The 26,988-nt window shown below is 71.8% G+C and carries 23 protein-coding genes; 14 read left to right on the forward strand and 9 right to left on the reverse strand.

Going from position 1 to position 26,988, the window contains the following annotated elements; translation table 11 throughout:
• Positions 1–21: 21 nt before the first annotated feature.
• Entirely contained in the window at positions 22–1,386 is a 1,365-nt protein-coding gene (locus ACWH4W_RS04210) for an MFS transporter (RefSeq protein WP_473074485.1), read from the reverse strand.
• A 32-nt stretch (positions 1,387–1,418) separates the two neighbouring features.
• A complete protein-coding gene (locus ACWH4W_RS04215) occupies positions 1,419–1,856 on the reverse strand; it encodes a MarR family winged helix-turn-helix transcriptional regulator (protein WP_473074486.1) in 438 nt (145 codons plus the stop codon).
• A gap of 228 nt (positions 1,857–2,084) precedes the next feature.
• Here ACWH4W_RS04215 and ACWH4W_RS04220 point away from each other — a divergent pair, with 228 nt between their 5' ends.
• Entirely contained in the window at positions 2,085–2,267 is a 183-nt protein-coding gene (locus ACWH4W_RS04220) for a ribbon-helix-helix protein, CopG family (RefSeq protein ID WP_106413692.1), read from the forward strand.
• 22 nt (positions 2,268–2,289) lie between these two features.
• Here ACWH4W_RS04220 and ACWH4W_RS04225 read toward each other — a convergent pair whose 3' ends face one another.
• Entirely contained in the window at positions 2,290–3,741 is a 1,452-nt protein-coding gene (locus ACWH4W_RS04225; RefSeq protein WP_473074487.1) for an NCS2 family permease, read from the reverse strand.
• A gap of 220 nt (positions 3,742–3,961) precedes the next feature.
• Between ACWH4W_RS04225 and ACWH4W_RS04230 the strand changes: the two genes are divergently transcribed.
• From ACWH4W_RS04230 to nhaA, 3 genes are all read left to right on the forward strand, one after another.
• Positions 3,962–4,255 carry a DUF2530 domain-containing protein gene (locus ACWH4W_RS04230; RefSeq protein WP_473074488.1) on the forward strand — a complete coding sequence of 98 codons (294 nt, stop codon included), beginning with the start codon at positions 3,962–3,964 and terminating at the stop codon, positions 4,253–4,255.
• A 141-nt stretch (positions 4,256–4,396) separates the two neighbouring features.
• Positions 4,397–6,805: an HAD-IC family P-type ATPase gene (locus ACWH4W_RS04235; RefSeq protein WP_473074489.1), complete on the forward strand. Its 2,409-nt coding sequence runs from the start codon at positions 4,397–4,399 to the stop codon at positions 6,803–6,805.
• A gap of 172 nt (positions 6,806–6,977) precedes the next feature.
• Complete coding sequence (nhaA, locus tag ACWH4W_RS04240) at positions 6,978–8,879, forward strand: Na+/H+ antiporter NhaA (protein WP_473074490.1); 1,902 nt, start codon at positions 6,978–6,980, stop codon at positions 8,877–8,879.
• 419 nt (positions 8,880–9,298) lie between these two features.
• On the opposite strand, the gene ACWH4W_RS04245 is transcribed toward nhaA, so the two are convergent.
• On the reverse strand, positions 9,299–12,460 hold the full coding sequence (locus ACWH4W_RS04245; protein WP_473074491.1) for a sacsin N-terminal ATP-binding-like domain-containing protein: 3,162 nt from the start codon (positions 12,458–12,460) through the stop codon (positions 9,299–9,301).
• A 98-nt stretch (positions 12,461–12,558) separates the two neighbouring features.
• On the opposite strand from ACWH4W_RS04245, the gene ACWH4W_RS04250 reads away from it, so the two are divergent.
• Positions 12,559–13,821: an SLC13 family permease gene (locus tag ACWH4W_RS04250; RefSeq protein WP_473074492.1), complete on the forward strand. Its 1,263-nt coding sequence runs from the start codon at positions 12,559–12,561 to the stop codon at positions 13,819–13,821.
• Positions 13,822–14,163: 342 nt separating this feature from the next.
• Complete coding sequence (locus ACWH4W_RS04255) at positions 14,164–14,838, forward strand: M23 family metallopeptidase (protein ID WP_473074493.1); 675 nt, start codon at positions 14,164–14,166, stop codon at positions 14,836–14,838.
• 106 nt (positions 14,839–14,944) lie between these two features.
• Here ACWH4W_RS04255 and ACWH4W_RS04260 read toward each other — a convergent pair whose 3' ends face one another.
• Complete coding sequence (locus ACWH4W_RS04260; protein WP_473074494.1) at positions 14,945–15,253, reverse strand: helix-turn-helix domain-containing protein; 309 nt, start codon at positions 15,251–15,253, stop codon at positions 14,945–14,947.
• Positions 15,250–15,630 carry a type II toxin-antitoxin system RelE/ParE family toxin gene (locus ACWH4W_RS04265; protein ID WP_473074495.1) on the reverse strand — a complete coding sequence of 127 codons (381 nt, stop codon included), beginning with the start codon at positions 15,628–15,630 and terminating at the stop codon, positions 15,250–15,252. Before ACWH4W_RS04265 ends, ACWH4W_RS04260 begins: the two co-directional genes overlap by 4 nt.
• A gap of 401 nt (positions 15,631–16,031) precedes the next feature.
• Between ACWH4W_RS04265 and ACWH4W_RS04270 the strand changes: the two genes are divergently transcribed.
• Positions 16,032–18,290 (forward strand): N-6 DNA methylase, encoded by a 2,259-nt coding sequence (locus tag ACWH4W_RS04270; RefSeq protein ID WP_473074496.1) that lies wholly within the window; start codon positions 16,032–16,034, stop codon positions 18,288–18,290.
• Positions 18,291–18,655: 365 nt separating this feature from the next.
• The gene (locus ACWH4W_RS04275; RefSeq protein ID WP_473074497.1) at positions 18,656–18,985 is read left to right on the forward strand and encodes a hypothetical protein; all 330 of its coding nucleotides are present in this window, start codon (positions 18,656–18,658) and stop codon (positions 18,983–18,985) included.
• 21 nt (positions 18,986–19,006) lie between these two features.
• On the opposite strand, the gene ACWH4W_RS04280 is transcribed toward ACWH4W_RS04275, so the two are convergent.
• Together ACWH4W_RS04280 and ACWH4W_RS04285 are read right to left on the reverse strand one after the other, a co-directional pair.
• The gene (locus tag ACWH4W_RS04280) at positions 19,007–19,216 is read right to left on the reverse strand and encodes a DUF397 domain-containing protein (protein WP_473074498.1); all 210 of its coding nucleotides are present in this window, start codon (positions 19,214–19,216) and stop codon (positions 19,007–19,009) included.
• On the reverse strand, positions 19,213–20,091 hold the full coding sequence (locus tag ACWH4W_RS04285; protein WP_473074499.1) for a helix-turn-helix domain-containing protein: 879 nt from the start codon (positions 20,089–20,091) through the stop codon (positions 19,213–19,215). Before ACWH4W_RS04285 ends, ACWH4W_RS04280 begins: the two co-directional genes overlap by 4 nt.
• A 159-nt stretch (positions 20,092–20,250) precedes the next feature.
• On the opposite strand from ACWH4W_RS04285, the gene ACWH4W_RS04290 reads away from it, so the two are divergent.
• Both ACWH4W_RS04290 and ACWH4W_RS04295 read left to right on the forward strand, forming a co-directional pair.
• Positions 20,251–20,739 carry an ATP-binding protein gene (locus ACWH4W_RS04290; RefSeq protein WP_473074500.1) on the forward strand — a complete coding sequence of 163 codons (489 nt, stop codon included), beginning with the start codon at positions 20,251–20,253 and terminating at the stop codon, positions 20,737–20,739.
• 261 nt (positions 20,740–21,000) lie between these two features.
• Entirely contained in the window at positions 21,001–21,873 is an 873-nt protein-coding gene (locus tag ACWH4W_RS04295) for a hypothetical protein (RefSeq protein WP_473074501.1), read from the forward strand.
• A 55-nt stretch (positions 21,874–21,928) separates the two neighbouring features.
• Here the strand turns inward: ACWH4W_RS04295 and ACWH4W_RS04300 are convergent, their stop codons facing one another.
• A complete protein-coding gene (locus ACWH4W_RS04300; protein ID WP_473074502.1) occupies positions 21,929–22,855 on the reverse strand; it encodes a DUF3027 domain-containing protein in 927 nt (308 codons plus the stop codon).
• Between the two features lie 334 nt (positions 22,856–23,189).
• Between ACWH4W_RS04300 and ACWH4W_RS04305 the strand changes: the two genes are divergently transcribed.
• The 4 genes from ACWH4W_RS04305 to ACWH4W_RS04320 all read left to right on the forward strand — a co-directional run bounded on the left by ACWH4W_RS04305 (position 23,190) and on the right by ACWH4W_RS04320 (position 26,971).
• Entirely contained in the window at positions 23,190–24,620 is a 1,431-nt protein-coding gene (locus ACWH4W_RS04305) for an MFS transporter (protein WP_473074503.1), read from the forward strand.
• 287 nt (positions 24,621–24,907) lie between these two features.
• Positions 24,908–25,363: a DUF2771 domain-containing protein gene (locus ACWH4W_RS04310; RefSeq protein WP_473074504.1), complete on the forward strand. Its 456-nt coding sequence runs from the start codon at positions 24,908–24,910 to the stop codon at positions 25,361–25,363.
• Positions 25,364–25,386: 23 nt separating this feature from the next.
• Positions 25,387–26,085: a futalosine hydrolase gene (locus ACWH4W_RS04315; RefSeq protein WP_473074505.1), complete on the forward strand. Its 699-nt coding sequence runs from the start codon at positions 25,387–25,389 to the stop codon at positions 26,083–26,085.
• The gene (locus ACWH4W_RS04320; RefSeq protein WP_473074506.1) at positions 26,072–26,971 is read left to right on the forward strand and encodes a 1,4-dihydroxy-6-naphtoate synthase; all 900 of its coding nucleotides are present in this window, start codon (positions 26,072–26,074) and stop codon (positions 26,969–26,971) included. Before ACWH4W_RS04315 ends, ACWH4W_RS04320 begins: the two co-directional genes overlap by 14 nt.
• Positions 26,972–26,988 lie beyond the last annotated feature (17 nt).

Raw genomic sequence — 26,988 nt, forward strand, 5'->3', positions numbered from 1 at the left:
GGCCCCGGCCCCGCCCGGCGGTCACGCCGCCGGGGTCAGGGCCTCCCGGCGGTCGCGGGGCACGAAGCGGACGTGCGGGCGGCCGTGGTCCCAGCCGACCGCGAGGCGCAGGCCGCCGACGCGGGCCAGGATCAGGCCGATGACGGCCGCCGCGGCCATCGCGACGGCGCCGCCGGCCGCGAAGCCGACGCGGGCGCCGTAGGTGTCGGTGATCCAGCCGACGATCGGCGCGCCGACGGGGGCGCCGCCGAGGAAGACCATCATGTAGAGGGCCATGACCCGGCCCCGCACCGACGGGTCGGTGGACATCTGCAGGCTGGTGTTGGTGGTGACGTTGACCGTCATCGAGACCAGCCCCAGCGGGACCATGATCAGTGCGAACATCCACAGCTCGGGCGAGGCGGCGGCGAGGATCTCCAGTGCGCCGAAGGCCAGCGCGGCCGTGATCAGCAGCCGCAGCCGGGCGGTGCCGCGCCGGGCGGCGAGCAGGGCGCCGGAGACGGAGCCGATCGCCATCAGCGTGTTGAACATGCTGTAGACGCCCGCGCCGCCCTGGAACACGTCGTCGGCGAAGGCCGACAGGTAGACCGGGAAGTTGAAGGCGAACGTGCCCATGAAGCCGACCAGCACGATCGGCCAGAGCAGGTCGGGCCGTCCGGCCACGTAGCGCAGGCCCTCGCGGAGCTGTCCCTTGCCGCGCGGGGCGCGCTCGACGGGGTGCAGCTCGCGGGCGCGCATCAGCATCAGGCCGGTCAGCGGCGCGACGAAGGACAGCCCGTTCAGCAGGAACGCCCATCCGGTGCCGACGCCGGTGATCAGCAGGCCCGCGACGGCGGGGCCGACCAGCCGGGCGGACTGGAAGTTCGCGGAGTTCAGGCTGACCGCGTTCTGCAGCTGTCCGGGGCCGACCAGCTCGGAGACGAAGGACTGGCGGGCCGGGTTGTCGACGACGGTCGCGAGGCCGAGGGCGAGGGCGGCGACGTAGATGTGCCACACCTCGACGGCGCCGGTCAGGGTGAGGGCGGCGAGCGCGAGCGCCGTGAGGGCCATCGCGGACTGGGTGACCAGCAGGGTGGGCCGCTTGCGCAGCCGGTCGACGAGGACTCCTCCGTACAGGCCGAACAGCAGCATCGGCAGGAACTGCAGGGCCGTGGTGATGCCGACGGCGGCCGAGGAGCCGGTGAGGCTGAGCACCAGCCAGTCCTGGGCGATGCGCTGCATCCAGGTGCCGATGTTGGAGACGACCTGGCCGAGGAAGAACAGGCGGTAGTTCCTGATCCTCAGCGAGGAGAACATGGAGTTCTTGCGGGCGGGGGCGTCGGGGGCGGTCTTGGTGTCGTAGGGGTCAGGTGCGGGGGCGGAAGCTGCTCCGGGTCCCGTACTCAAAGGGTTCGCCTCCTGTGGCTGCCGGGGGTCGTTCAGAGGTGCGCCAGTTTCTCCAGCACGGGGGCGGCGGCGCGCAGGGTCGCCCACTCGTCCTCGTCGAGCTCCTCGACCAGCGTGGCGAGGAACGCGTTCCGCTTGCGCCGGCTCTCCTCGAGCATCGCCTCGGCCCGCTCGGTCCGCGTGACGACCTTCTGACGCCGGTCGTCGGGGTGCGGCTCGAGCCTGACCAGTCCTTTGGCCTCCAGCAGCGCCACGATGCGGGTCATCGACGGCGGCTGGACGTGTTCCTTGCGGGCGAGCTCGCCCGGGGTGGCGCTGCCGCAGCGGGCCAGGGTGCCGAGCACCGACATCTCGGTGGGGCTGAGCGACTCGTCGACCCGCTGGTGCTTGAGCCGACGGGACAGCCGCATCACGGCGGAGCGGAGGGCGTTCACGGCGGCTGCGTCGTCGCCATGGCTGAGGTCCGGCATGGTTTTTAGCGTAACTCATTACTTTCACTAAGGAACCCGGAACGGGCGGGTTCCCGGCGTGAGTCCCGCCACTCCCGTCCGGTCACTCCCGCCCCGCCGGTGCGAGCCGTCGGCTCCTCCCCCGCGGGCGCCCGGAATCAAGACAGCCGGGCCCGAGATCACCCATACGAGTGATCGAGGCGCGAAACACCACGCGCCGCACCCGGAGGCGCGGCGACGCTCGTACGCATGGGGACCGACGTGCTCAGCCTGCGGATGGACCACGAACTGCTCGAACGGCTCCGCGGCCATGCCGCCAAACGCGGCATGAGCGTCCAGGACTACGTCGTCCGGACGCTCATGCGCGATGACTTCGACCAGCGGTTCCGCACCGCCGTCGAGGAGACGGAGAAGTTCTACGGGGTCACCTGAGCCCGCGCTCCCCCGGCGCGGATCAGGTCAGGCCCAGCGCCGGCATCAGGTAGTAGAAGGCGAAGACCGCCCCCACCACGTACATCGCCGGCGGGACCTCCCGGCCGCGGCCGGCCGCGAGGCGCAGCGCGACGAAGGTCAGGAAGCCCATGCCGATGCCGTTGGTGATCGAGTAGGTGAACGGCATCATCACCATCGTCACGAAGGCGGGGATGGCGATGGTGTGGTCGGCCCAGTCGATCTCCTTGATCCCGTTGGCCAGGATCAGGAAGCCGACCGCGAGCAGCGCCGGGGTGGCCGCCTGGGACGGGACCATGGTGGCGACCGGGGTGAGGAAGAGCGCCGCGGCGAACAGGCCGCCGGTGACGACGTTGGCGAAGCCGGTCCGCGCGCCCTCGCCGACACCGGCGGTGGACTCCACGAACGCGGTGGTGGCGGAGGCGGAGCTGGCCCCGCCCGCGGCGACCGCGACGCCGTCGATGAACAGCACCTTGTTGATGCCGGGCATCTGGCCCTCGCCGTCGGTGAGCTTGGCCTCGTCCGAGACGCCCATGATCGTGCCCATCGCGTCGAAGAAGCACGACAGCAGCACGGTGAAGACGAACAGGACGCCGGTCAGCACGCCGACCTCGGAGAAGCCGCCGAACAGGCTGACCTCGCCGATCAGGCCGAAGTCGGGGGTGGCGACCGGGTTGCCGGGCCACTCGGGCGAGGTGAGGCCCCAGGACGGCACGTCGGCGACGGCGTTGATGACGACCGCGACGACGGTCATCACGACGATCGAGATGAGGATCGCGCCGGGCACCTTGCGCACGATCAGCGCCAGCGTGAGCAGCGCGCCGAGCACGAACACCAGGACCGGCCAGCCGTTGAGGTGGCCGTCGGCGCCGAGCTGGAGCGGGACGGTGGTCTGGGCGGCGTCCGGCATGCGGGAGACGAAGCCGGAGTCGACCAGCCCGATCAGCATGATGAACAGGCCGATGCCGATGGCGATGGCCTTGCGCAGGCCGTGGGGGACGGCGTTCATCACGCGCTCGCGCAGCCCGGTGGCGACCAGGAGCATCACCACGAAGCCGGCCAGCACCACCATGCCCATGGCGTCGGGCCAGGACATGCGGGGCGCGAGCTGGAGCGCGACCACCGAGTTCACGCCGAGGCCGGCGGCCAGGGCGATCGGGACGTTGCCGATGACGCCCATGAGCAGCGTGGTGAACGCCGCGGTCAGGGCGGTCGCGGTGACCAGCTGGCCGTTGTCCAGCTGGTTGCCGTACATGTCCTTCGCGCTGCCCAGGATGATCGGGTTCAGCACGATGATGTAGGCCATCGCGAAGAAGGTGGCGAAACCGCCGCGGATCTCGCGCGGCAGCGTGCTGCCGCGCTCGGAGATCCGGAAGTAGCGGTCGAGGGCGCCGGACGCGGGACCGGACCCCGGCTGCTCGGGGACGGGCGCCTTGGCGGGGGCCGACGTGGACATGGGCAGGGACCTCATCACCGGCGGGCTCCCCCCGGAGCCTGGCCTTTGGTGTTTTCTACGAAGGAAAGCGGTCAGAAGTAAACGGATTCAGTATGAAGATATAACGTCGCGGACTCCATCTCCGCGCGTAGACCTCCGACGGCCGGTGTGATTCCCGCTCCATCTCCGGGCCGCCCGGTGCGGGGCGCCGCCCCGCCGGCGCTCCTCGTAAGCTGTCCGCATGGCGAAGTGGACCCCCAAGCACGAGGCGCCGGAGCCCCTGGAGGGCCCCGTGGTCGCCACCATCACCGGCGGCACCGTCCTCTGGTTCGTCCTCTTCCTGGCGCAGCTCCCGTTCTACGGCTGGTTCGACGAGCACGGACACACCTGGTGGGTGTGGACCTGCCTGGCCGGCGGCGGCCTCGGCCTCATCGGCATCTGGTACGTCCGCAGGCGCGACGCCGCGCTCAAGCGGGCGCGGGCCGGGGAGTCCGGCGCCGAGCCCGGCCGCGGCCCGGCCGCGCACACCGGCTGATTCCGGCCGGCCAGCCCCTCCGACACGGAGCTGACGCGGCCACCCCGGCAGTGGGCCCCCGGTACGACGGCCGTCCTCCCCCGGTCGGATCTCCCCCACCCCGGTGGGTACGGCACATGATCCGCACGTACTGTCGATGGCATGACGCATCTCGACGCGGGCGACCGGACCGATGCCGTCCGGCCCGCCGCGGCCACGTCGCCGGTGACCGGACTGACCTCCGCGGAAGTGGCCGAGCGGGTGGCGCGCGGACAGGTCAACGACGTGCCCGTGCGCAGCAGCCGGTCGATCACGGAGATCGTCCGCGCGAACGTCTTCACCCGGTTCAACGCGATCATCGGCGTGCTCTGGGTGATCATGCTGATCGTCGCGCCGTTCCAGGACAGCCTGTTCGGCTATGTGATCCTCGCCAACACCGGCATCGGGATCGTCCAGGAGTGGCGGGCGAAGAAGACGCTGGACTCGCTCGCGCTGATCGGCGAGGTGCGGCCGACCGTGCGCCGGGACGGGGTGGCCGCCGAGATCGGCACCTCCGAGATCGTGCTGGACGACCTCATCGAGACCGGGCCGGGGGACAAGGTCGTCGTCGACGGGGTGGTCGTCGAGGCGGACGGCCTGGAGGTCGACGAGTCGCTGCTCACCGGTGAGGCCGACCCGGTGGTGAAGCGGCCCGGGGACCGGGTGATGTCCGGCAGCTTCGTCGTCGCGGGCGGCGGTTCCTTCCAGGCGACCCGGGTGGGCCGCGAGGCCTACGCGGCGCAGCTCGCCGAGGAGGCGTCCCGCTTCACCCTGGTCCACTCCGAGCTGCGCAGCGGCATCTCCACCATCCTCAAGTACGTCACGTGGATGATGGTGCCGACCGCGATCGGCCTGGTCATCAGCCAGCTCGTGGTCAAGGACAACGAGCTGAAGAACTCCGTCGCCCGCACGGTCGGCGGGATCGTGCCGATGGTGCCCGAGGGGCTGGTGCTGCTCACCTCCGTCGCCTTCGCGATCGGGGTGATCCGGCTGGGCCGCAAGCAGTGCCTGGTGCAGGAGCTGCCCGCGATCGAGGGCCTGGCCCGCGTGGACACCGTGTGCCTGGACAAGACCGGCACGCTCACCGAGGGCGGCATGGACGTCACCGAGCTGCGGGTGCTGGGCGACGCCGACGAGGCGTACGTACGGAAGGTGCTCGGCGAGCTGGGCTCGGCGGACCCCCGTCCGAACGCCTCCCTGCGGGCGATCATCGAGGCGTACCCGGACGCCACCGACTGGCGGCTCACCGACACCCTGCCCTTCTCCTCGGCCCGCAAGTACAGCGGTGCGACCCTCGACGAGGGCGACGGCCGGCCCGTCACCTGGCTGCTCGGGGCGCCGGACGTGCTGCTCGGCCACGACGACCCGGCGCTGGCGGAGACCGGGCGGATGAACCGCGCGGGCCTGCGGGTGCTGCTGCTGGCCCGCGCCCGGGACGGCGTGGACGTCGACGAGCTGGCCGACCCGGCCGCCGTGGACGGCGTGCGGGCGGTGGCGCTGGTGGTGCTGGAGCAGCGGCTGCGGTCCGACGCCGCCGACACCCTGCGCTACTTCGCGGAGCAGGACGTCCGGGCCAAGGTGATCTCCGGCGACAACGCGGTGTCGGTCGGGGCGGTCGCCGCCAAGCTGGGCCTGTCCGGCACGGCGGTGGACGCGCGCCGGCTGCCCGCCGAGCCGGAGGCCATGGCCGGCGAGCTGGAGGCGGGCACGGTCTTCGGGCGGGTCACCCCCCAGCAGAAGCGGACCGTGGTGGGCGCGCTCCAGTCGAAGGGCCACACGGTCGCGATGACCGGCGACGGCGTGAACGACGTGCTGGCGCTGAAGGACGCGGACATCGGCGTGGCGATGGGCTCCGGCTCGGAGGCCACCCGGGCGGTGGCGCAGATCGTGCTGCTGAACAACAGCTTCGCCACGCTGCCGTCGGTGGTGGCCGAGGGCCGGCGGGTGATCGGCAACATCACGCGGGTCGCCACGCTGTTCCTGGTGAAGACGGTGTACTCGGTGCTGCTGGCGGTGCTGGTGGTGCTGTCGCAGGTGGAGTACCCGTTCCTGCCGCGCCATCTGACCCTGCTGTCCACGCTGACCATCGGCGTCCCCGCCTTCTTCCTCGCCCTCGCCCCCAACAAGGAGCGGGCCCGGCCGCACTTCGTCCGGCGGGTCATGCGGTACGCGATCCCGGGCGGGGTGCTGGCCGCGCTGGCCACCTTCGCCACGTACCTGCTGGCCCGCGCCCACTACAGCGGCTCGGGCGCGCTGGGCGCGGAGACCAGCGCGGCGACGCTGACGCTGTTCCTGATCTCCCTCTGGGTCCTGGCGATCATCGCCCGCCCCTACACCTGGTGGCGGATCGTCCTGGTCGCCACGATGGCCGGCGGCTTCCTCCTGGTCCTCGCGGTCCCCTGGCTGCAGGACTTCTTCGCCCTGCGCCTGGTCGGCATGGCGATGCCGTGGACCGCGGTCGCCGTCGCGGCGGTCACGGCGGCGTTCCTGGAGGTCCTGTGGCGGTGGGTGGACCGCCGGTTCCCCGTCTGAACCGGACCGGGCGGTCCCGGGAGGACCGGGGGACGGGATACGCCACTCGTGTGAAGAGTGAGGGGGAACGCGGAGAAAGGAGGGAAGTGCGGCTCGGGTGACCGGGCGGTATGCCCGGGATGTGGGTGACCATGGAGTCTGCCGCCGCAGGTGATCGGAGACGGAAGACCTCATGAAACTGCCCGGGAAGAAATCCGCGGAAGCGCAGTCCCGGTCGCGCAGGGGCGAGCTGGCGGCCCAGCTGGCCGCTCCGGTGCGCTCCTTCCTGGCGACCGAGGCGGGCAGCTCCGGTCTGCTGCTGATCGCGGTCGCGGTGGCCCTCGTCTGGGCGAACTCCCCCTGGTCGGAGTCCTACTTCTCGCTCTGGAACACCGAGGCGTCCGTCGCGGTGGGCGACGCGCGGCTGTCGATGGACCTGGCGCACTGGGTCAACGACGGGCTGATGGCCCTGTTCTTCTTCGTCATCGGCCTGGAGGTCCGCTACGAGCTCTCCGTCGGCGCGCTGAACAGCCGCGAGCGGATCATGATCCCGGGCCTCGCCGGCCTCGGCGGCATGGTCGTGCCCGTTCTGTTCTACCTGGCGATCACGCAGGGGGGCGAGGCGGCCGGCGGCTGGGGCATCGTCATCGGCACCGACACGGCCTTCATGCTGGGGGCGCTGGCCGTGGTGGGCCCCCGGTTCGCCACCAGCCTGCGGATCTTCCTGCTGGCCATCGTGGTCATCGACGACATCGTCGCGGTCACCGTGATCGGGGTGGTGTACTCCGGGTCCATCCAGGTGCCGGAGCTGATCGCCGCCTTCGTGCTCGGCGTGATCCTGTCGTCGCTGTCCCGCTTCGACGTGTGGCGGGCCTTCCCGTACGTCCTGGTCGTCCTCGTCATGTGGCTGGCCACCCTGAACGCCGGGCTGCACGCCTCCATCGCCGGCATGCTCGGCGGCCTCCTCATCCCCGCCCGGGACCCGTCCCGCGAGGGGGTCGAGCAGGCCGCGCGGCTCTTCCGCGCCTTCCGCCAGTCGCCCCGCGCGGACGTGGGCAGGACGGCCCGCCGGGGGCTGCAGAAGGCCGTCTCGGTCAACGAGCGGCTCCAGATGTTCCTGCACCCCTGGTCGAGCTACCTCATCGTCCCGGTCTTCGCGCTGGCCAACGCGGGCGTCGACCTGCGGGACGGGGTCCTCACCGACGCGCTGGGCTCGGCCCTCACCTGGGCCGTGGTGGTCGGGCTCGTCGGCGGCAAGCTCGTCGGCATCTGGGGCGGGGCCACGCTCGGCGCCCGGTTCGGGCTCGGCCGGCTGCCCACCGGGGTGGGGCACGGCCATGTGCTGGGCGGGGCCGCCCTGTCCGGCATCGGGTTCACCGTGTCCCTGCTGATCGCCGGCCTCGCCTTCGAGGACGAGCCGGAACTCCTCGCCCGGGCGACCGTCGGCGTGCTGCTCGCGGCGCTGGTCGCCGGTCTGACCGGCTGGCTGGCGTTCCGGCTCTCCACCGTCCTCGGCGGGCAGGCGGACGCGGACCTGCCCCGCTACCTGGACCGCCTGGTCGACCCGAAGACCGACCACATCCTCGGTCCCGTCGACGCGCCCCTGACCCTGGTGGAGTACGGCGACTTCGAGTGCCCCTTCTGCGCCCGCGCCACGGGCGTCACCAAGGAGCTGCGGAACCGCTTCGGCGACCGGTTCCGCTACGTGTTCCGGCACCTGCCGCTGCCCGACGTGCACCCGCACGCCGAACTGGCCGCGCGGGCGGCCGTGGCCGCCGACGCCCAGGGCCGCTTCTGGGAGATGCACGACCTGCTCTACCGGCACCAGGACGAGATGGAGTACGAGGACACCGTCGTCTACGCCATCGAGCTCGGCCTCGACATGGAGAGGTTCCTGGAGGACCTCGACTCCGACTGGGCCGCCGAGCGGGTCCGCCGGGACGCCGCCAGCGCCGAGGCCAGCGGCGTCCAGGGCGCCCCGACGTTCTTCATCGGCAACCGCCGCCACACGGGCCCGTACGACGCGGAGACCCTCGCGCGCGAGCTGGAGCAACTGGAGCACGAGGGCTCGGGCGCGACGCCGGCGGAGTCGTGACGTACGCCTGTCCCGGGCTCTTCACGGCCCGGAGACACGAAGGAGCCGGTCGCCGTGAGGACACGTCGACCGGGACGTGACGGGGCCGACGGGGCCCGGCCCGGCTCCGGGAACCCCGCTCGACGTGCCCGTCCGGGACTCCAAGGCGCCGGACGGGCGGCGGCCTTCTCGGCGGGCGGGCGGGCCGCGTTCGTGTCCTCCCTCGAGGGAGGACACCCTCACCGAAAGGCGTGAACACTTCGGCTCCCGCTGTTCATGTATCGCTCGTCTGAGCGGCCGAACGACATTCCGGCGTCCACTGTTCACGCCTTTCGGCACAGTCCTGAGCCGGCCCGCGCCGGACTCGGCCGGCCCGCGCCGGACTCGGCCGGTTCAGCCGGTTCAGCCGGTTCGGCCGGTTCACGCCACAGCGGAACCCCTCAGTCGAACCAGCGGTCCCGGGCCAGTTCCCCCGTGCGGGACGGGTCCTCCAGCAGCGCCGCCACCTCGAAGCGGCGCGGCCACTGGCCCGCCGCCCAGGCGAGGCCCGCGGCGACGCCCTCCAGGGTCGCCGCGTGCGGCACCCCGTCGTCGGTGAGCCGCCAGTCGATCTCCACGCCGTCCACGACGAGTTCCCCGTGCTCCACGTAGACGGCCGGCGTGCGCGGCCCCAGCAGCACCCGCACCGCCTCCGGCACCTCGTGCTCCGTCCCCTCGGAGTCCACCCGCCCGGTGACGGACTCGCTCAGCCGCCGCACCTGGAACAGCTCCGCCAGCTCGGCGGCCCGCGCCGGCCGGACCGGCAGCAGCGGCACCCCGGAGGTGAACGGCAGCAGGTCGGGCGAGTCGACGACGACCGCCTCGGAGGCGTCCACCACCTCCACCCGCCCGTCGACCACCGCGCGCACCTCGTCCGGCAGGGTCACCTGCTCGGGGTCCAGCTCCGCCAGCGCCCCGTACAGGCCGTGCAACTGGTCCGCCGTGACCGGACGGCCGGGGTCGGCGAGGCGTTCCAGCAGCTCCGCCGCGCCGCCCGGCTCGTCCAGCAGCGCGGCGACCGACGTGCGCACACCGAGCGCGCGCAGCACCTGCTCGTCGTCGAAGCCGGTCGCGTCGGCCTCGTCGTACAGCCCGCGCAGCAGCGGGTCGCCGCCCGCGGCGCGCAGTCCGGCCGGGCGGCGTCCGCCGAGCACGGGGTGGCCGCGCAGCCACCACGCGGTGTACGGCCGCACGAGCTCGTGGGTGCCGTCGTGCAGCAGGATCCGCACCGGCTGGACCAGCGCGTCCCGCAGCGGCGGCCGGGACAGCAGGGCGAGCGCCCGCGGCCAGCGGTCGTCGTCCACCAGGTCCAGGTCGCGCACGGCGACGATCTCCGTGGCGACGGGCGGGACGGGCGCGTCGGGGAAGCGGTCGAGGACGTCCTCGCTCCACACGTCGACGGCGTCCAGCAGCCCGGGGTCGTCCGGCTCGGCGTAGTCGCTCTCGCGCGGCTCCAGTTCGTCCGGGTCGAGGACGACGTCGGTGGCCCGCACCAGCGCGAAGTCCACCAGCACCCCGCACGCGGCCAGCGGCTGCTCGCCCCACCGCCCGGCCAGTTCCGCGTCCACGGCGGCCAGTTCGCCCTCCCGCATGACCTGCGCGAACGGCCCGCCGGGGAAGACGAGTTCGCAGGCCGGGGAGAGTTCGCCGTCCTCGTCGGGCAGGGCGAGCGCGCCAAGCCAGGGCTCGTCGCCCGGCTCCAGTCCGGCGTCGCGGACCAGGCCGAGCACGGTGTCGGCGAGTTCGTCGGCGTCCGGGGCGTCCTCCTCCCAGTTCACCCCGCCCTCGTCGTCGAGGGAGGCGGCGACGGCGGCCCGCACCTGCGGGGTGGTGAGCACGGCGCGCGGGGTCGCGGGCAGCGCGCCCAGCTTCTCCAGCAGCGGGTGCGCGGCGTCCGGGTGGGCGATCTTCAGGCCGAGACGGGCCAGCGGCCCGGCGTCCAGGCCCGCGCCCGGCGTGGGCAGCAGCACCTGCCGGGGGCCGATGGTGGTGCGTCCTCCCCCGGCGCCGGGGGCCCGGGAGGCGTCCCCGGCCAGCGGCACGGGCAGCCCGGTGAGCCGGTCGGGATCGACCCCGGCGAGGCTGTCGTAGAGCCGCCGCCACCAGTCGGGGGCCTTCTCCAGTCCGGCCAGCCGGTCGATCGCGTCGGTCAGCGGCACCCGCGCGACCCCGAGGGTGCGCAGCTCGGCGCGCCGTTCGAGACCGGCGGGCAGCAGCGTGGGCAGCACCTCGGCCAGCACCCGTACGGTGTCGGCGCCCGCGCCCTCGACGATCTCGGCGTCGCGCGGGCGCAGCGCCTCGGGCAGCCCGTCGCCCAGCCCGTCGTCGTCGGCGGGCTCGGCGGCGGGCGGCAGGAAGGCGGTGCGCGGCAGCCGCTCCAGGATCGCCGCGCGCAGGGCGCCGTCCAGTTCGCCCTTGCCGAGCGGGCCGGGCACCAGGTCGAGGGCGCCGGTGGTCACCGGACGCCAGTCGGCGAGGAGTCCGGCGTAGGCGTCGGCGGCGCGCTGCACGAGGAAGTCGGTGAGCGGTCCGGGGGCCGCGTGCCGGCGGGTGGAGTCCAGCGGCAGGGAGGCGATGAGCAGGGCGGGCACGCCGAGCGGCTCGTCGCTGGGGGTGGGCGCGTGCACGACGGCGGCGGTGCGGGGCCGGGCGGGTCCGCCGTCGGCGCCGACGGGGACGGCCCAGGTGACCGACCAGTGGGGCCGCAGCCGCTCCTCGACGGGCCGGCCGGCGAGCAGGTCGGGGGTGAGCGGGCCGTGCGCGGCGGCGGTGCGCCAGCGGGTGACGCCGTCACGGGAGTCGGTGACCACGGTCAGGTCGCCGTCGGTGCGGCGGCTCACCGTGCGGGGCGCGTCGCCGCCGGTGTCGACGACGACCTCCTCCAGACCGGGCAGGGCGAGCAGCAGGGCGTCGTCGACGGCGTGCAGCAGCCGCTCCGCGAGGTCGGCGGCGGCGGTGTCGCGCAGCGGCAGGATGACGGCCGTGTCGTAGGGGTCGGGGGCGGTGCCCTCGGCGGCGAACGGCAGCCGCAGCAGCGGTACGTGACCGTCGCGGCGGCGGATCTCGTCGCCGAGGCCGGGGCTGTGCCGGGCGGTGTCCCGCGCGAGGTCCCGCGCCTCGGCCAGCGACCAGCGCACCCCGCCGTGCCGGCCGACCACGGCGGGCTCGTCGGTGACGGCGAGCACGGCCGCGAAGCCGACGCCGAACCGTCCGACGGACCGGTCGGGCGCGTCCCGCTTGGCGGAGGCCCGCAGCGTGGACAGCGACTCGACGCCGGCCGCGTCCAGCGGGGCCCCCGTGTTCGCGGCGACCAGCACCCCGTCCCGGAGGGTGAGCCGCAGGCGGCCGGGCACGCCGGCGCGGGCGGCGGCGTCGGCGGCGTTCTGCGCGAGCTCGACGACGAGCCGGTCCCGGTAGCCGCCGAGGACGAGGTCCTCCTCGGCGTTGGCGTCCTCGCGGAAACGGGCGGGACTGGTGGCCCAGGCGTCCAGGACCCCGCGCCGCAGACGCGCCGTGCCGAACGGGTCGGCACCTTCGGTGGCGGGCCGCACGAACTTGCTCACGTTGACTCTCCTCATCGGGCCCTGATCTGCGTGAGGTCGAAGGTACCGCTCCGCGACACCACCGGGACGCGGTGTCCGGGGCGCACCCCACCGTGTGGATGATCAGCACTGTGCTGCTCGAAACGCTGTCCGTCGCCGCGCTGGCCGTGGTGCTGGTGTGTGCCGTCGTCCGTCCCTTCCGCTGGCCGGAGGCGGCGTTCGCGGTGCCCGCCGCCGGGGTCGTGGTCGCGACGGGCGCGATCACCACGGACGCGGTGCGGGAGGAGGCCGAGCGGCTCGGCCCGGTGATCGGTTTCCTCGCCGCCGTCCTGGTGCTCGCCAAGCTGTGCGACGAGGAGGGCCTCTTCCGTGCCTGCGGGAGCTGGATGGCCCGCTGGTCGCGGCGCCGGCCGCGCAGACTCCTCGGCGCGGTCTTCGCGCTCGCCTCGCTGATCACGGCGGCGCTCAGCCTGGACGCGACGGTGGTGCTGCTGACGCCGGTGGTGTTCGCGACCGCGACCCGCATGGGCGCGCGCCCCGCCCCGCACGTGTACGCGACCGCGCACCTGTCGAACACGGCGTCCCTGCTGCTGCCGGTGTCGAACCTGACGAACCTGCTCGCCTTCACCGCCACCGGCCTGACCTTCACCCGTTTCGCGCTGCTGATGCTGCTGCCGTGGCTGGCGGCCATCGCCGTGGAGTACGTGGTCTTCCGCCGCTTCTTCGCCGCCGACCTCGCGGCGGGGCCGGCCGCGCCGGGCACGGCGGACGAGCCGGTGGAGGTGCCGCTCTTCGCACTGGTCACGGTGGCGGCCACGCTCGCCGGGTTCGCCGTGGCCTCGGCGGTGGGCGTCGACCCGGCGTGGGCGGCGGCGGCCGGGGCGGCCGTGCTGGCGGTACGGGCCCTGACCCGCCGCCGCACCAGCGTCGTACGGCTGCTGCGCGCCGTCGACCTGCCGTTCCTGGCGTTCGTGCTGGCCCTGGGCGTGGTCGTCCGGGCGGTGCTGGACCAGGGCCTCGGCGACGCGCTCGACGCGCTGCTGCCGGACGGCACGGGCCTGCTCCCCCTGCTGGCGCTCGCCGGTCTCGCGGCCCTGCTGGCCAACCTGATCAACAACCTGCCCGCCGTGCTCGCCCTGGTCCCGCTGGCCGCGCCGTCCGGCCCCGGCGCGGTCCTCGCGGTCCTGCTCGGCGTGAACATCGGCCCCAACCTCACCTACGCGGGCTCCCTCGCCACCCTGCTGTGGCGCCGGATCGCGCACCACCACGACCACGAGGTGAGCCTGGTGCGCTTCACCCTCCTCGGACTGGCCACGGTCCCGGCGGCGCTCGTGGCGTCGACGGCGGCCCTGTGGCTGTCGCTGGAGCTGCTCGGCACCTGAGACCCGGGGGGATTTCCGGAGACCCACGCCACATTCGCGGGGGGCGTCCGGTGACATGCTCCACAGGGCCCACTGGCTGTACTACGCGGAATAGTGAAGAAATGCCCGATTTGAAATCGGACATTTGCCGCACATGACTGATCGATCAGCTTGAAATGGGGGGTTTCACCCCGTACAGGGCGCTCCGTCAAGAGACGTGCATCTCATCCCTTCTCTACGAGTTTCCGTCGTAGGTCACACCTTTGCGGCTTTTGCGCTGTGGCGGTTACCAAGGAACAGCCAGCGCGGCACGGACCCGTTCCGCCGACGGCATCCCCCCGCCCCCTCCCCCATGAGGTTTCGATGTTCGAGCGCGTCATCTCCCGCTTCCCCCGTACGACCGCCACCCGCACCCGCGCCGCCGTCCTGGCCGCCGGTCTGGGTTCCACGGCCGTCCTGGGAGCCGGGGTCGCGGTCGCCGCCTCCGGCACCTCCGCCGCGTCCGCCGCCGCCCCCGCGGCCCAGACGCAGGCCGCCGCACCGGCCGAGGCCGCGAAGACGCAGGCCGTGAAGGCCTCCACGGTGAAGAAGGCGACCGAGGCCGCCAAGAAGTCCACCGCGTCCTGGGTCTCCCCGGTCAAGAACTACAAGCTGTCCGCGAGCTTCGCGCAGAACGGCGGCATGTGGGCCTCCAAGCACTCCGGCCAGGACTACGCCGTCCCGACCGGCACCCCGGTCGTCGCCGCCCACGGCGGCACGGTCGTGAAGGCCGGCGGCAACGGCGCCGGCGACGGCCCCGCGTACGGCAACGCCGTCGTGATCAAGCACGGCAACAAGACGTACTCCCAGTACGCCCACCTGTCCTCGGTGAACGTGAAGGTCGGCCAGGTCGTCAAGACCGGCCAGAAGATCGCCCTGTCCGGCAACACCGGCAACTCCAGCGGCCCCCACCTGCACTTCGAGATCCGCACCACCCCGAACTACGGCTCCGCCGTCAACCCGGCGACCTTCCTGCGCGCCCACGGCGTCACCCTCTGACGCAGGCCCGCAGCCTCACACGCGCGACCCCCGAGCCCGGCCCCAGGCCGCCTCGGGGGTCGTCGTGCGTTCAGCGGAGGGGACGGCGTGCCGGCACAGTGCAGGATCAGGCCGCGCGTCCCTCGAACCGGAACTCGGGACTGCTGCGAGGGTCGATACGGGCTCCGGCTTCCAGGGCCGTGGCCAGTCGTTCGATCAGTTCCAGTGTGGGCTCGACACCACTCTCCTCGATGGCCTCGACGTCCTCCTCGGAGAGCTCGGCACGCCGAGCGAGCTCCGCGGTGGACCAGCCGAGAACGGAGCGCCGCTCGTAGACGGCCTGGGCGAAGTCCATACGCCGGCCCGCAGCTCGGTACGCCGGATCCTCACGGTGTTCCGACGGCACTTTCCAGCTCGTGTGGTATCCGCTGCTCATCGCGCCTCCTCGTCCCTACCGTAGACGGCGTGCTCACCGGCCGGAGAGTGCTCCGCCTCGCACAGTTTCCTCGCTCGCTGCGCTCTCAGCACTTCGTCCCTCTCCCGCATTCTGGTCTTACGGAAGACAGTGAGGAGGACGGCTCGTCGACCGGGGGCGAACCAGTAGGTGACGCGCACCGGCCCGATCCGCAGCTCTCTGAGCCCGTCACCGAGGTGACTGGCCAGCGGGAACGGCAGCGCGGGACCATCAGTGGCCAGCCGGTCCGCGAACCGTTCTGCGGTTCGGTAATCCGGGAGCGGAAGAGTCTCCAGCCACGCCCGGACCTCCGGCTCGATTTCGATGATGTAGAGATCCTGTTCCGGCGATGCCGACATGGCCGTTCCGTTCGGGGAGCAGGGCGGTTGGACGATGCGTACGGCATCCACACAACCGGCCGGTCGGCCGCCCCGGGTCGGAACGTACCCGAGTTCACGCCATCGGGTGCAGACCGGAATCGACGGACGCATCACCCCGGCAGGCCAGGACGCGTGACACCCGCGCGCTTCGGTCCTCCGGTGCCCGGCATGCCCGCGTTGTCGGTGGCCTGCGGCACAATGGCCGCTGTTTCCGGTTCACCGCGTCACCGTTTCGGCGCCCGCGGTTTCGTCAAGGGGGAGTGGATGACCACAGCGCCGCAGACCAGCCTGGACAAAGTGCTGGCCCGGCTCGCCGACCGCAAGGCCACACGCACGGAGGCGAACCTCCAATCGGACGTCCGGCAGTTTCTGCTGGAGGGATGGCTCGACCTCGACGAGAACAATCTGAGCGTCGAGCTGGAGGCCCAGGTGGGGGCGGCTGCCGCATCGACGTCGAGATCGGTCTCACCGCCATCGAATGCAAGCGGGACCTGCGCGGCACAAAGATCCTCAAGGACGCCGAAAAACAGCTCGAAAGGTATGTCCGCACCCGCGCCGATCAAGTCGGCCAGCGTTACGTCGGCATCCTCACCGACGGTGTCGACTGGCGTGCCTACGCCCTGTCCGGCAAGGCGTTCGTCCAGGTCGGCCGCTTCGAGGTAAAGCCGCGCCGTACCACCACCCGAGAGCTGCTCACCTGGCTCGAAGACGTCATGGCGACCGGCGAGGGCGTCAAGCCGACCCCTGACGTGATCAAGGGACGGCTGGGCGCGGGCAGTATCGCCCACAGCATCGACTACGCCACGCTGTCCGGGCTTTACGCGGAGCACAAGCACCTCCCCACCGTGCAGCTCAAGCGGGAACTGTGGGCCCGGCTGCTGCGCAGTGCGCTGGGCGCGCAGTTCGAGGACAGCGACGAACTGTTCATCGAGCACACCCTCCTGGTCAACACCGCCACGATCATCGCGCACTCGGTCCTCGGCTACGACGTCCGACAGATCCCCCCGGCCTCTCTCGTCCTCGGCCAGCTCTTCGAGCAGGCGGACATCCACGGTGTCGTCGAGTCCGACTTCTTCGGCTGGGTGATAGAGGAGGAGGTCGAGGGTGGCAGCGAATTCGTCCGTGCCACCGCCCGTCGTCTGGGCCGCTACGACTGGGCGAGCGTCGAGCACGACGTGCTCAAGGTTCTCTACGAGTCGGTGATCGCGCCCGAGACGCGCAAGAAGCAGGGCGAGTACTACACGCCGGACTGGCTCGCCGAGAAGATGGTCGCCGATGTCCTGACCAACCCGCTGGAGCAGCGCGCCCTGGACCCGTCCTGCGGCTCCGGCACGTTCCTGTTCCACGCCGTGCGCCGCTACTTGGCGGCCGCCGAGGCCGACGGTCGCCCGCTGACGAGAGCCCTCAACGAGCTGAGCGACCACGTGGCGGGCATCGACCTTCACCCGGTCGCCGTCGCACTGGCCCGCGTCACCTACCTGCTGGCCATCGGCCGCGACCGTCTCATCTCCGAGGAACGCGGCGAGATAAGGGTCCCCGTCCACCTCGGTGACAGCGTGCAGTGGCAGCAGCGGACCGACCTCATCGACCAGGGTTACCTCGTGATCCGCACGGAGACCGGAGGCATGCTCGACTACCAGAACGAGCTGCGGTTCTCCGAGCGCCTCCTCGCGGACGCCGGACGCTTCGACCGGCTCGTCAACGCGCTCGCCGACCGTGCGGCCGGCGACAGCCGGAAGAAAGGCACCAGGCCGTCACTGACCACGCTGTTCAAGCTCCTGGCCATCCACGACCCGGACGACCAGGACGAGATCACGACGGCCTTCCGAATCCTGTGCGAGCTGGTCGACGAGGGCCGCAACCACATCTGGGCGTACTACGTGCGCAACCTCGCCCGGCCCATGTGGCTCTCCATGACGGACCACCGCGTGGACGTGCTGATCGGCAATCCGCCATGGCTGTCCTACCGGCACATGCCGCAGGACATGCAGAAGCGGTTCAAGGAGATGTGCCAGTCCCGCGAACTGTGGCGGGGCGACGAGGTGGCGACCCACCAGGACCTCTCCGGCCTGTTCATCGCCAGGGCGGTGCAGCAGTACCTTGCGGATGACGGCGTCTTCGCCTTCGTCGTGCCCAACCCGGTCCTGGACCGGCCGTACTGGTCCGGCTTCCGGGCCGGCGACTACCCGGACCCCAACGAGCCCGTACGCGTCGAGTTCACCGGCTCCTGGGACCTGCGGCGGTTGCGCCCGCACTTCTTCCCGCGCGGCAGTGCGGTGGTCTTCGGGCGCCGAATGGCCTCGGGCGTGGGCGATGCGGCACGGGGCAACAACCCGGTTCCGCTGCCGAAGACCACGCAGCGGTGGACCGGGAAGATTCCGGTGACGGCTCATGACTGGGCGGATGTTCAAGGGTGGGTCACGCGGGAGGCGGCGGAGCTGAAATACCTAGGGGAGGGACTGATCTCGTCGTCCTACAGGTCGCAATTCGACAACGGAGCCACGATCTACCCGCGCAACCTGTTCCTTGCCACGCAACAGGACTCCGGCCCCCTTGGCCTCGGCAGCGGTCGCATGCGGGTCAGGTCAGAGCCTAGTTTCCATAAGCCGTGGAGAGACCTCCCCCTATGGACGGCGTGATTGAGAAGCAGTTTGTTCGCCGAGTACTTCTGGGAGAAAGCGTACTGCCATATCGGCTCCTCAACCCACGTCAGGCTGTGCTACCCATTGAAGGCGCCAACACACTACTAAACGGTGATCACGACCACATCGACCGATACCCGGACCTCGCAAGTTGGTGGCGTAGGGCTGAAAATTTGTGGCTGGAGCACCGAACCAGTGACCGCTTGACGCTCCTCGAACGTCTTGACTTCCGTCGCGGCCTGTCCATACAGCTTCCTGGAACACCACTGCGGGTGGTGTACGGCAAGTGAGGACAGCACGTAACAGCGACCCTAGTAGAAGATGCAAATCTCGTCATCGAGAACTCTTTGTATTGGGGCACCGTGGAAAGCCGCGAGGAGGGAATGTATTTGTGCGCCATCCTCAATACACCTGCCCTCACTGAAGTAGTGCGCCCTCTAATGTCCTATGGAAAAGATGAGCGACACATTGACAAGGTCGTATGGGAGCTCCCTATCCCGCGCTTCGACCCCGCAAACGCCAACCATCAACGACTCGCAGAACTCGGCTCCGCAGAGGCTTACCGAATCGCTGCCCTTGAGCTAGATGAAACGAAAAATTTCGTCAAGCTACGTCAAGTAGTGCGCTCAGTCATCGCGAACTCCCCGGATGCCGAGGAACTCGATCAACTGGTCCGCCTGCTCGTGGAGTAGCAGGCGGACCCGGAGAAGTCTTCAACCCTCGGACGCGTACGGAACGAAACGCGCCCACGTGTCCGGGGCGAAGGCGAGGCGGGGGCCCGCAATGTCCTTGGAGTCGCGGACGTGGACGGTGCCGGGGGTAAGGGCGAGTTCAACGCAGGACTCACCGTTGGTTCCACTGCTGTAGCTGCTCTTGAACCACACCAGTTCGGAGACGTCCCTGATGGATGCCTTGCGGATCATTTTTCTCCCAGCAGATGCTCGAGGAAGGCCAGTGACTCCCGGGGGGTGAGAGCCTGTGCCCGGATGGCGCTGAACTGCAGCTCGAGAATCCGTAGCTGCCGGGGATCGGAGACGGGACGACCGTTGAACGTGCCATCGCTACGTCCTACGGCTGTACCGTCTGCGAACTTCAGCAGTTCGATCCTGCCATCCAGTCCCGGGTGGGCGTCACTCTTGATCGGCATCACCTGAAGCGTGACGTTCCACAACCGCCCTAGCTCCAGCAGGCGTTCGAGCTGTCGGTGCCACACCATTGTGCCCCCGATCTCGCGCCGAAGCGCTGCTTCTTCCAGTACGAAGTGGATCGCGGGTGCTGGGTCTCGCTCGAAGACAGACTGCCGCGCCATGCGAGCGGTCACCATGCGTTCCACGTCGTCCGGCGAATACGGTGGCTGCCAGGCCTCGAACAGAGCTCGCGCATGCTCCGGCGTCTGCAACAGGCCATGGATACTGTTGCACTCGTACAACCCGATCTCGACGGCCTTGCCCTCCAGCTTCCCCAGCTCCCGCACCCGCTTCGGGTACCGGACCTTCTTCACGTCCTCCCAGGCCGCCGCGATGAGGCCGCCCGCGTTCAGGACCTCGTCCGCCTTGTCCAGGAACTCCTGGCGGGGGATCCGCTTGCCACCCTCGATCTTGTACACCATGTCCTCGCCGTACCCGACGATCCGGCCGAACTCGGCGGCCCGCATCCCCGCCGCCTCGCGCCGCAGCTTCAGCTGCCGTCCGACCGTCGTGATGACCGCGACGCCCCACTCGTCGTCCGGGTCCACCTCCCAACCGGGCTCGTCCGCCTCTTCCTTGAGCCGACCCGCCTCCGCCTCGACCGCCGTCATGCCGCACCTTTCCCTCGGAACCGTCCGTGACGCATCCCGCGCCCTACCCGTACCAACCGTCGGAACAGCCACGACAGCACCGGACAACCACCGGACAGTGACCGTACGCACGCGCTGAGTGACCCTTCACGGTAAGCGGATCCAGCCACGCTGAGTGACGTGAATCAGCGAACTGCCAAATCCACCGCTCCCGTCGGAAACTTCAGCGTGCTGCTGTCCGCCACCCCACGCGGTGCCCGCCTCGCCCGTCTCCTCCTGGACGCCCACCTCCGCGACCGGGGATACGACTCGGAGGCCGCACGCCACGTCGTGGCCGAACTGGCCGCCAACGCCGTCACCCACGGCCGCGTGCCGGGCCGGGACTTCCGTCTTCGGTTCCACGTGGTGGACCACACGCTCCGCATCGAGGTCACCGACGCCCGGGGCGACCACCTGCCCCAGCGCCAACCGGACTCCCCCGACGCCGAGTCGGGCCGTGGCCTGCTCCTCGTCGACGCGCTCGCGGACCGCTGGGGCGTGTCCGAGGACCGCTTCCCGCGCAAGACCGTCTGGGCCGAACTGCGCCTCACGCCACCGGAACCCGTGGAGAAGAAGCCCCACCGAGCCCCACCTCTCCCGCCCGAGGCACGCGATCACTCGGGCGGGTGAACATCACCGGCTCAGTTGGATTTTCGAACCCCGGACACCTCTACGCTCAGCGCACACGGCCGAAAAGTCTCCGGCACTCACCGGAACGGCGATCCCCGTGCGAGGGCCTGACCGCCGGCGGCGTCATCCACCAGAAGCACACGCGCCACGCCCTCCGCACCCGCGACGACGGCGACCGCGCCTTCGGCTCCCCGGCGGCGGAAACCCCCTGCCGCGACTGCCGAACGATCGCGGCCCAGCCCTGAAACCCATAGGAACCACATGGTCAGCCCGCCCCACGAGGCAATGCACCGCATCTTCCAGCACGACCCAGGACTCTTCAGTCGCGTCTCCCGCTTCCTGGGGGTCGACATCCCTCGGCCGACGAGGGCGACTGTTCTACCGACCGACCTCACGGAGACGAGGCCGGTCGAACGCCGGGTCGACACGCTCCTTCGCTTCGAGACCGCGGAGGAGGGTCCCTTCCTCCTGGCCATCGAGTCCCAGGGCAAGCGGGACGTGGAGAAACCGGCGAGCTGGGCGTACTACACCGCGTACCTGTGGACGAAGTACCGGCTGCCGACCGCGCTCCTGGTCGTCTGCCAGGACCACGCCACGGCCGCATGGGCCCAGCGCGCGGTCTCCAGCGGACCGCCCCAGCTCCCCACACTCACCCTGCGCCCCGTGGTCGCCGGCCCGCACAACATGCCGGTGATCACCGATCCGGACGAGGCCCGCGCCGACCTCGTCCTGGCCAGTCTGGCGGCCATCACACACGCCGCCGAACCGGGTGTCGATGCGATACTGAAGGCCCTGTCCACCGCACTGCGGGACGCGCCCGAAGACGTCGCGGACCCCATCGTCGAATTCACCGCACAGGGCCTGGGCAAGCACCCGGCCAAGCACCTCTGGAGGAATCTGGTGGCCGTGGACCTCTCCTTCTACAAGTCCTACCTCGTCGAAGAGATCAGGGAAGAAGCCCGCGCGGAAGGCCGTGCCGAAGACCTGCTGCTCGTCCTCGAACAGCGCGGCCTCGACATCTCCGACGCCGTCCGCAGTCGCATCACGGAGTGCGGCGACCCCGAGGTTCTCCGCCGCTGGCTCGCCCGGGCCGTCACCGCTCCGAAGGCCGAGGAGATCTTCGAGGACGAGTGAGCAAGGTGCCTGGGAGAGGCGGCCCGCCTCCGCAGCGTGCCGCCCTCCCCTGGCGCTACGAGTGCCCCAGCTCCGCCGACGACGCGTCCTCCGTGGCCGGGACCGACCCGGAGTCCGGGGACGGGCGGAGGGGGAAGGGGTCGACGCGGGTCTCGTCGACGACCGGCGGGGCCGGCTGCAGGGGCTTCGGCATGACCGCGGCCTCCGAGTGGCCGCCGCAGCCGTAGGCGAGGGAGACGACCCGGCCGTCGGCCGGGGAGAACTCGTTGGCGCACACGCCGAACGCCTGGCCCAGCGAGCCGCCGATCGGGGCGAGGAAACCGCAGGACACGCAGGAGGCGGGGGCCGCCTGCGCCATCGGGGTCTTCGCGCCGAACGCCTCCTCCCAGCGGTCGGCGGCGGCGTGCAGCCCGTAGCGGGAGAGGACGCGGGCGCGGCGCATGCCCAGTTCCTCGGCGACCGCGGCGATCGAACCGCGGGACGGGGCGACGGTCTGCTCGGCCGGGGTGCCGCCGGTGAGCTCGGCGTCCTCGGCCTCCGCGATGCCGGTCAGGTCCTCGGTCAGCGCGGAGTTCGGCGGCGGCTCGTCCTCGCCGGTGTAGCCGGGCTCCAGGCGCGGGTCGTCGGCCTCGGTGGGCAGCAGGTCGCCGGGGCCCAGGTCGCCGGGGCGCAGCCGCTCGCTCCACGGCACCCATTCGGGCGCGAGGACGGCGTCGGGGCCGGGCAGCAGGACGACCTCGTCCACCGTGACGATCTTGGCGCGGGAGGCGCGGGCGACGGTGACGGCCCACCGCCAGCCGCGGTAGCCGAGCTCGCGGCACCCGAAGAAGTGCGTGACGACGCGGTCGCCCTCGGAGACCATCCCCTCGTGCTCGCCGACCACCCCGGGCGCGGCGGCCTCCTCGGCTGCGGCGCGGGCGAGGTCGACGGCCTCGGCGCACAGACGGTCGGGGGTGCGGCTTCGCGTTGTCGCTGCGCTCACAGGTATCGCTTCTCTCCTACGCCGTCTCACGAGTGCGCCACTCCCAGCGCGGGGGGCGGACGGAGCGGACCGGGGGACCGCGTCGACGTCCGCGCCGCATCGTGCTCGGGCGCGCCACCATCCATTCTGCGGGATGGCTGAGATACGCACGCTACCTGCTCGCGTGCGCTGGGCCTACACCGACGGTTGTTACGGAACGGCGCGCGCCGGTTTCCCCGGGCGGACGGCGGCCTTCCGCGCCGTCCCGGCGCGTTCGGCCGTACCGCGGGCACCCGGCGGGGCACGTCCCCGGTGTTACGGCACTACCTCCCGCCATCTCGGGCACTATGACGTCGTGGCCACCGCACGCACACCCCAGGGCGCCACCGGAACCGGTGGGCCCGCGAAGGACAGGGAACGCGGCCGGCGCCTCGGCACGGTCCGGGCGGGCGGCCGTCTCCGCGCGTTCGGCCGGGCCCTGCGCTTCCCGGTGACCGGAACCGCCCGCGGCATCCGCAAGGTGACCCACGCGCACGGCGCCGGCGAGTCCGGCCTGGGCAAGCTGATCGAACTGCACGGGGTGAACGGCGCCGGCGACGTGATGATCACGGTGGCCCTGGCCTCCACCGTGTTCTTCTCCGTCCCCACCGACGAGGCGCGCGGGCGGGTCGCCCTGTACCTGGCCATCACGATGGCGCCGTTCACGCTGCTCGCCCCGGTCGTCGGCCCGCTGCTCGACAGGCTCCCGCACGGCCGCCGGGCCGCGATGGCGGGCGCGATGCTCGCCCGTGCGCTGCTCGCGCTGGTGCTGTCCGGCGCGGTGGTCAGCGGCGGTCTGGAGCTGTACCCGGCCGCACTGGGCGTGCTGGTGGCGTCCAAGGCGTACGGGGTGGTCAGAAGCGCGGTCGTGCCGCGGCTGCTGCCGCCCGCCTTCTCCCTGGTGAAGGCGAACTCGCGGGTGACCCTCGGCGGGCTGCTCGCCACCGGCATCGCGGCGCCGATCGGCGCGGGCCTCCAGCAGATCGGGCCGCGCTGGCCGCTGTACGGGGCGTTCGCGCTGTTCGTGACGGGCATGTTCCTGTCGTTCCGGCTGCCGCCGAAGGTGGACTCCGCCAAGGGCGAGGACGTGGCGCTGCTCGCCGCCGACGAGCAGCACCTGCACGTGCCGCGCCGCAAGGCGGGCAAGCCCGGGCTGCGCACCGTCGGCCCCGCGGTCACCCACGCGCTGGCCGCCAACGCCTCCATCCGCTGCCTCACCGGCTTCCTCATCTTCTTCCTGGCGTTCCTGCTGCGCGAGCACCCGATGACCGGGCAGAGCGCGGCGGTGTCGCTGGGCATCGTCGGCGTGGCGGCCGGCGCGGGCAACGCGCTCGGCACGGCCGTCGGCGCGGGCCTGCGGTCCCGCGCGCCGGAGATCATCATCGTGACGGTGGTGGCGGTGGTGCTGGGGGCCGCGGTCACGGCGGCGGTGTTCTTCGGCGCGGTGCTGGTGGCGTGCCTCGCGGCGGTCGCCGGGTTCGCGCAGGCACTCGCCAAGCTGTCGCTGGACGCGCTGATCCAGCGGGACGTGCCCGAACAGGTGCGGACGTCCGCGTTCGCCCGGTCGGAGACGCTGCTCCAGATGGCGTGGGTGCTGGGCGGCGCGATCGGCATCGCGATGCCGCTGATCGGCACGCTGGGGCTCGCGGTGGGCGCGGCGATCATCGGCACGGGCTGGCTGACGACCGTCCGCGGGCTGCTCCGCTCGGCCCGCCAGGGACACGCGGGAAGCCCGCGGGTGGTGTGAGGCGGGACCGCACCGCGCACCCGCGAGTGACGCGACGCCGGACCGCACCACACAGACCCGCGAGTGACGCGACGCCGGACCGCACCACACAGACCCGCGAGTGACGCGACGCCGGACCGCACCACACAGACCCGCGAGTGACCTGACACGGAACCGCACCACATCCCCGCGAGTGGCGTAACGCGGGGCCACGCCGCACCCCACGTGGGGAGCGGGGCACACCTGCCCGATAGCCTTCCGCCATGACCACGTTGCCCCGCGGCGCAGCCGCTAAGACACACCGCGCTGTGCGACGCCGCCGTGCCGTCGCCGCCGCCGGCGCCGTATCCGCAGGACTGCTCGTCCTGACCGCCTGCGACAAGCCGACGGCGATCTCCACCATCACGGTGGGCAGCGACTCGGTGAGCTCCGAGGCGACCTGCGGTGGCGAGGGCAAGGCCCTGACCACCGAGTCCCTCAACAAGTGCCTCCAGGACAAGGGCATCGACGAGATCAAGGTCGACCCCACGGAGACCGTGCGCTTCGGTGTCGACCCGGAGATCGCCGACAACGGCTGGACGATCCTGCTGAACGGGCAGCCGCTCGTCGAGTCCAGCAAGAAGACCTACCAGGCCATCCCGGGCAGCGTGTTCTTCAACGCCCAGTACGGCGCCCAGGGCGACTCGACCCTGGTGTCGGTCAAGGAGGGCGAGGACGAGGCCACGGGTCTGTGGTCCTTCCGCCTGAAGAAGGACGAGGACTGATCACGTCCCTCGCACGCGTCCTCGTGGCCACCGCGGTCCCCGCCGAGCGGGACGCGGTGGCCCGGGCGTTCCCGGGCCCGGTGCGGGAGCGGAAGCTGCCCGGCGCGGTCGTGCACGCGGTCGCCGGCGGGCCCGGCCTGCTCGCCGCCGGGGTCGGCCCGGCGCTCGCCGCCGCGTCCACGGCCGCCGCGCTGACCGCCGCCGCCCTGGACGGCCGCCCCTACGCCCTCGTCGTCTGCGCCGGGATCGGCGGCGGCTTCGCGCCGCACGCGCCCCTCGGGTCCCTCGTCGTCGCCGACGCGATCACCGCGGCCGATCTCGGCGCCGAGACGGCCGACGGATTCCTGCCGGTCACCGAGCTCGGCTTCGGCACCGTCACCCACCGTCCGCCCGCGCCCCTGGTGGAGGCGGCCGCCGCCGCGGCCGGGGCGCGCACCGGCACCGTCCTCACCGTGTCCACGGTGACCGGCACCGCCGCCCGCACCGCCGCGCTGCGCGCCCGGCACCCGGACGCCCTCGCCGAGGGCATGGAGGGCTTCGGCGTCGCCGAGGCCGCCGCCGCGCAGGGAGTGCCCGTGCTCGAGGTACGGGCGGTGTCGAACCCCGTCGGCCCCCGCGACCGCGCCGCCTGGCGCGTCGGCGACGCCCTCGCCGCCCTCACCGAGGGCTTCGGGAAGCTCGCATCCGTATTGGAGAGTTGGAACCGGCATGACCACCGTTGAGCAGCAGCAGCGGCTGCGCATCGCCTACTCGCCCTGCCCGAACGACACCTTCGTCTTCGACGCCCTCGCCCACGGCCGCGTCCCCGGCGCGCCCGCCCTCGACGTCACCTTCGCCGACATCGACCTCACCAACGGCATGGCCGAGCGCGGCGAACTGGACGTGCTGAAGGTGTCGTACGCGGTGCTGCCGTACGTCCTCGACGCGTACGCGCTGCTGCCCTGCGGGGGGGCGCTGGGGCGGGGCTGCGGGCCGCTGGTGCTGACCCGCGAGGCGGAGGATGGGGGCACCTCCCAGCTCGAGCGAAGCCGAGAGGCTGGGGGACTCACCGGGCGCACGGTCGCGGTGCCGAGCGAGAAGTCGACGGCGTACCTGCTGTTCCGGCTGTGGGCGGCGGACGTGGTGCCCGGGAAGGTCGGGAAGATCGTGGTGATGCCGTTCCACGAGATCATGCCCGCCGTGCGGGACGGGAGGGTCGACGCCGGTCTCGTCATCCACGAGGCGCGCTTCACGTACCAGGACTACGGGCTGCACAAGCTCGCGGACCTGGGCGAGCACTGGGAGAGCACCACCGGGCTGCCGATCCCGCTGGGCGCGATCCTCGCCCGGCGCTCGCTCGGCGAGCAGACGCTGACCCGGCTCGCGGACGCGATCCGCGCGTCCGTGCGGGCGGCCTGGGACGACCCGGAGGCCTCCCGCCCGTACGTGATGGAGCACGCCCAGGAGATGGACCCGGCCGTCGCCGACCAGCACATCGGGCTGTACGTGAACGAGTTCACCGCCGACCTCGGCGAGGACGGCTACGCGGCCGTGCGCGGGCTGCTCACCCGCGCGGCGGCCGAGGGGCTGGTGCCGCCCCTCGGCCCGGACGCGCTGCGGTTCCCGTGAGGCGGGCGGCCCGGCGC

The sequence above is a fragment of the Streptomyces sp. DSM 120436 genome (assembly GCF_055778765.1).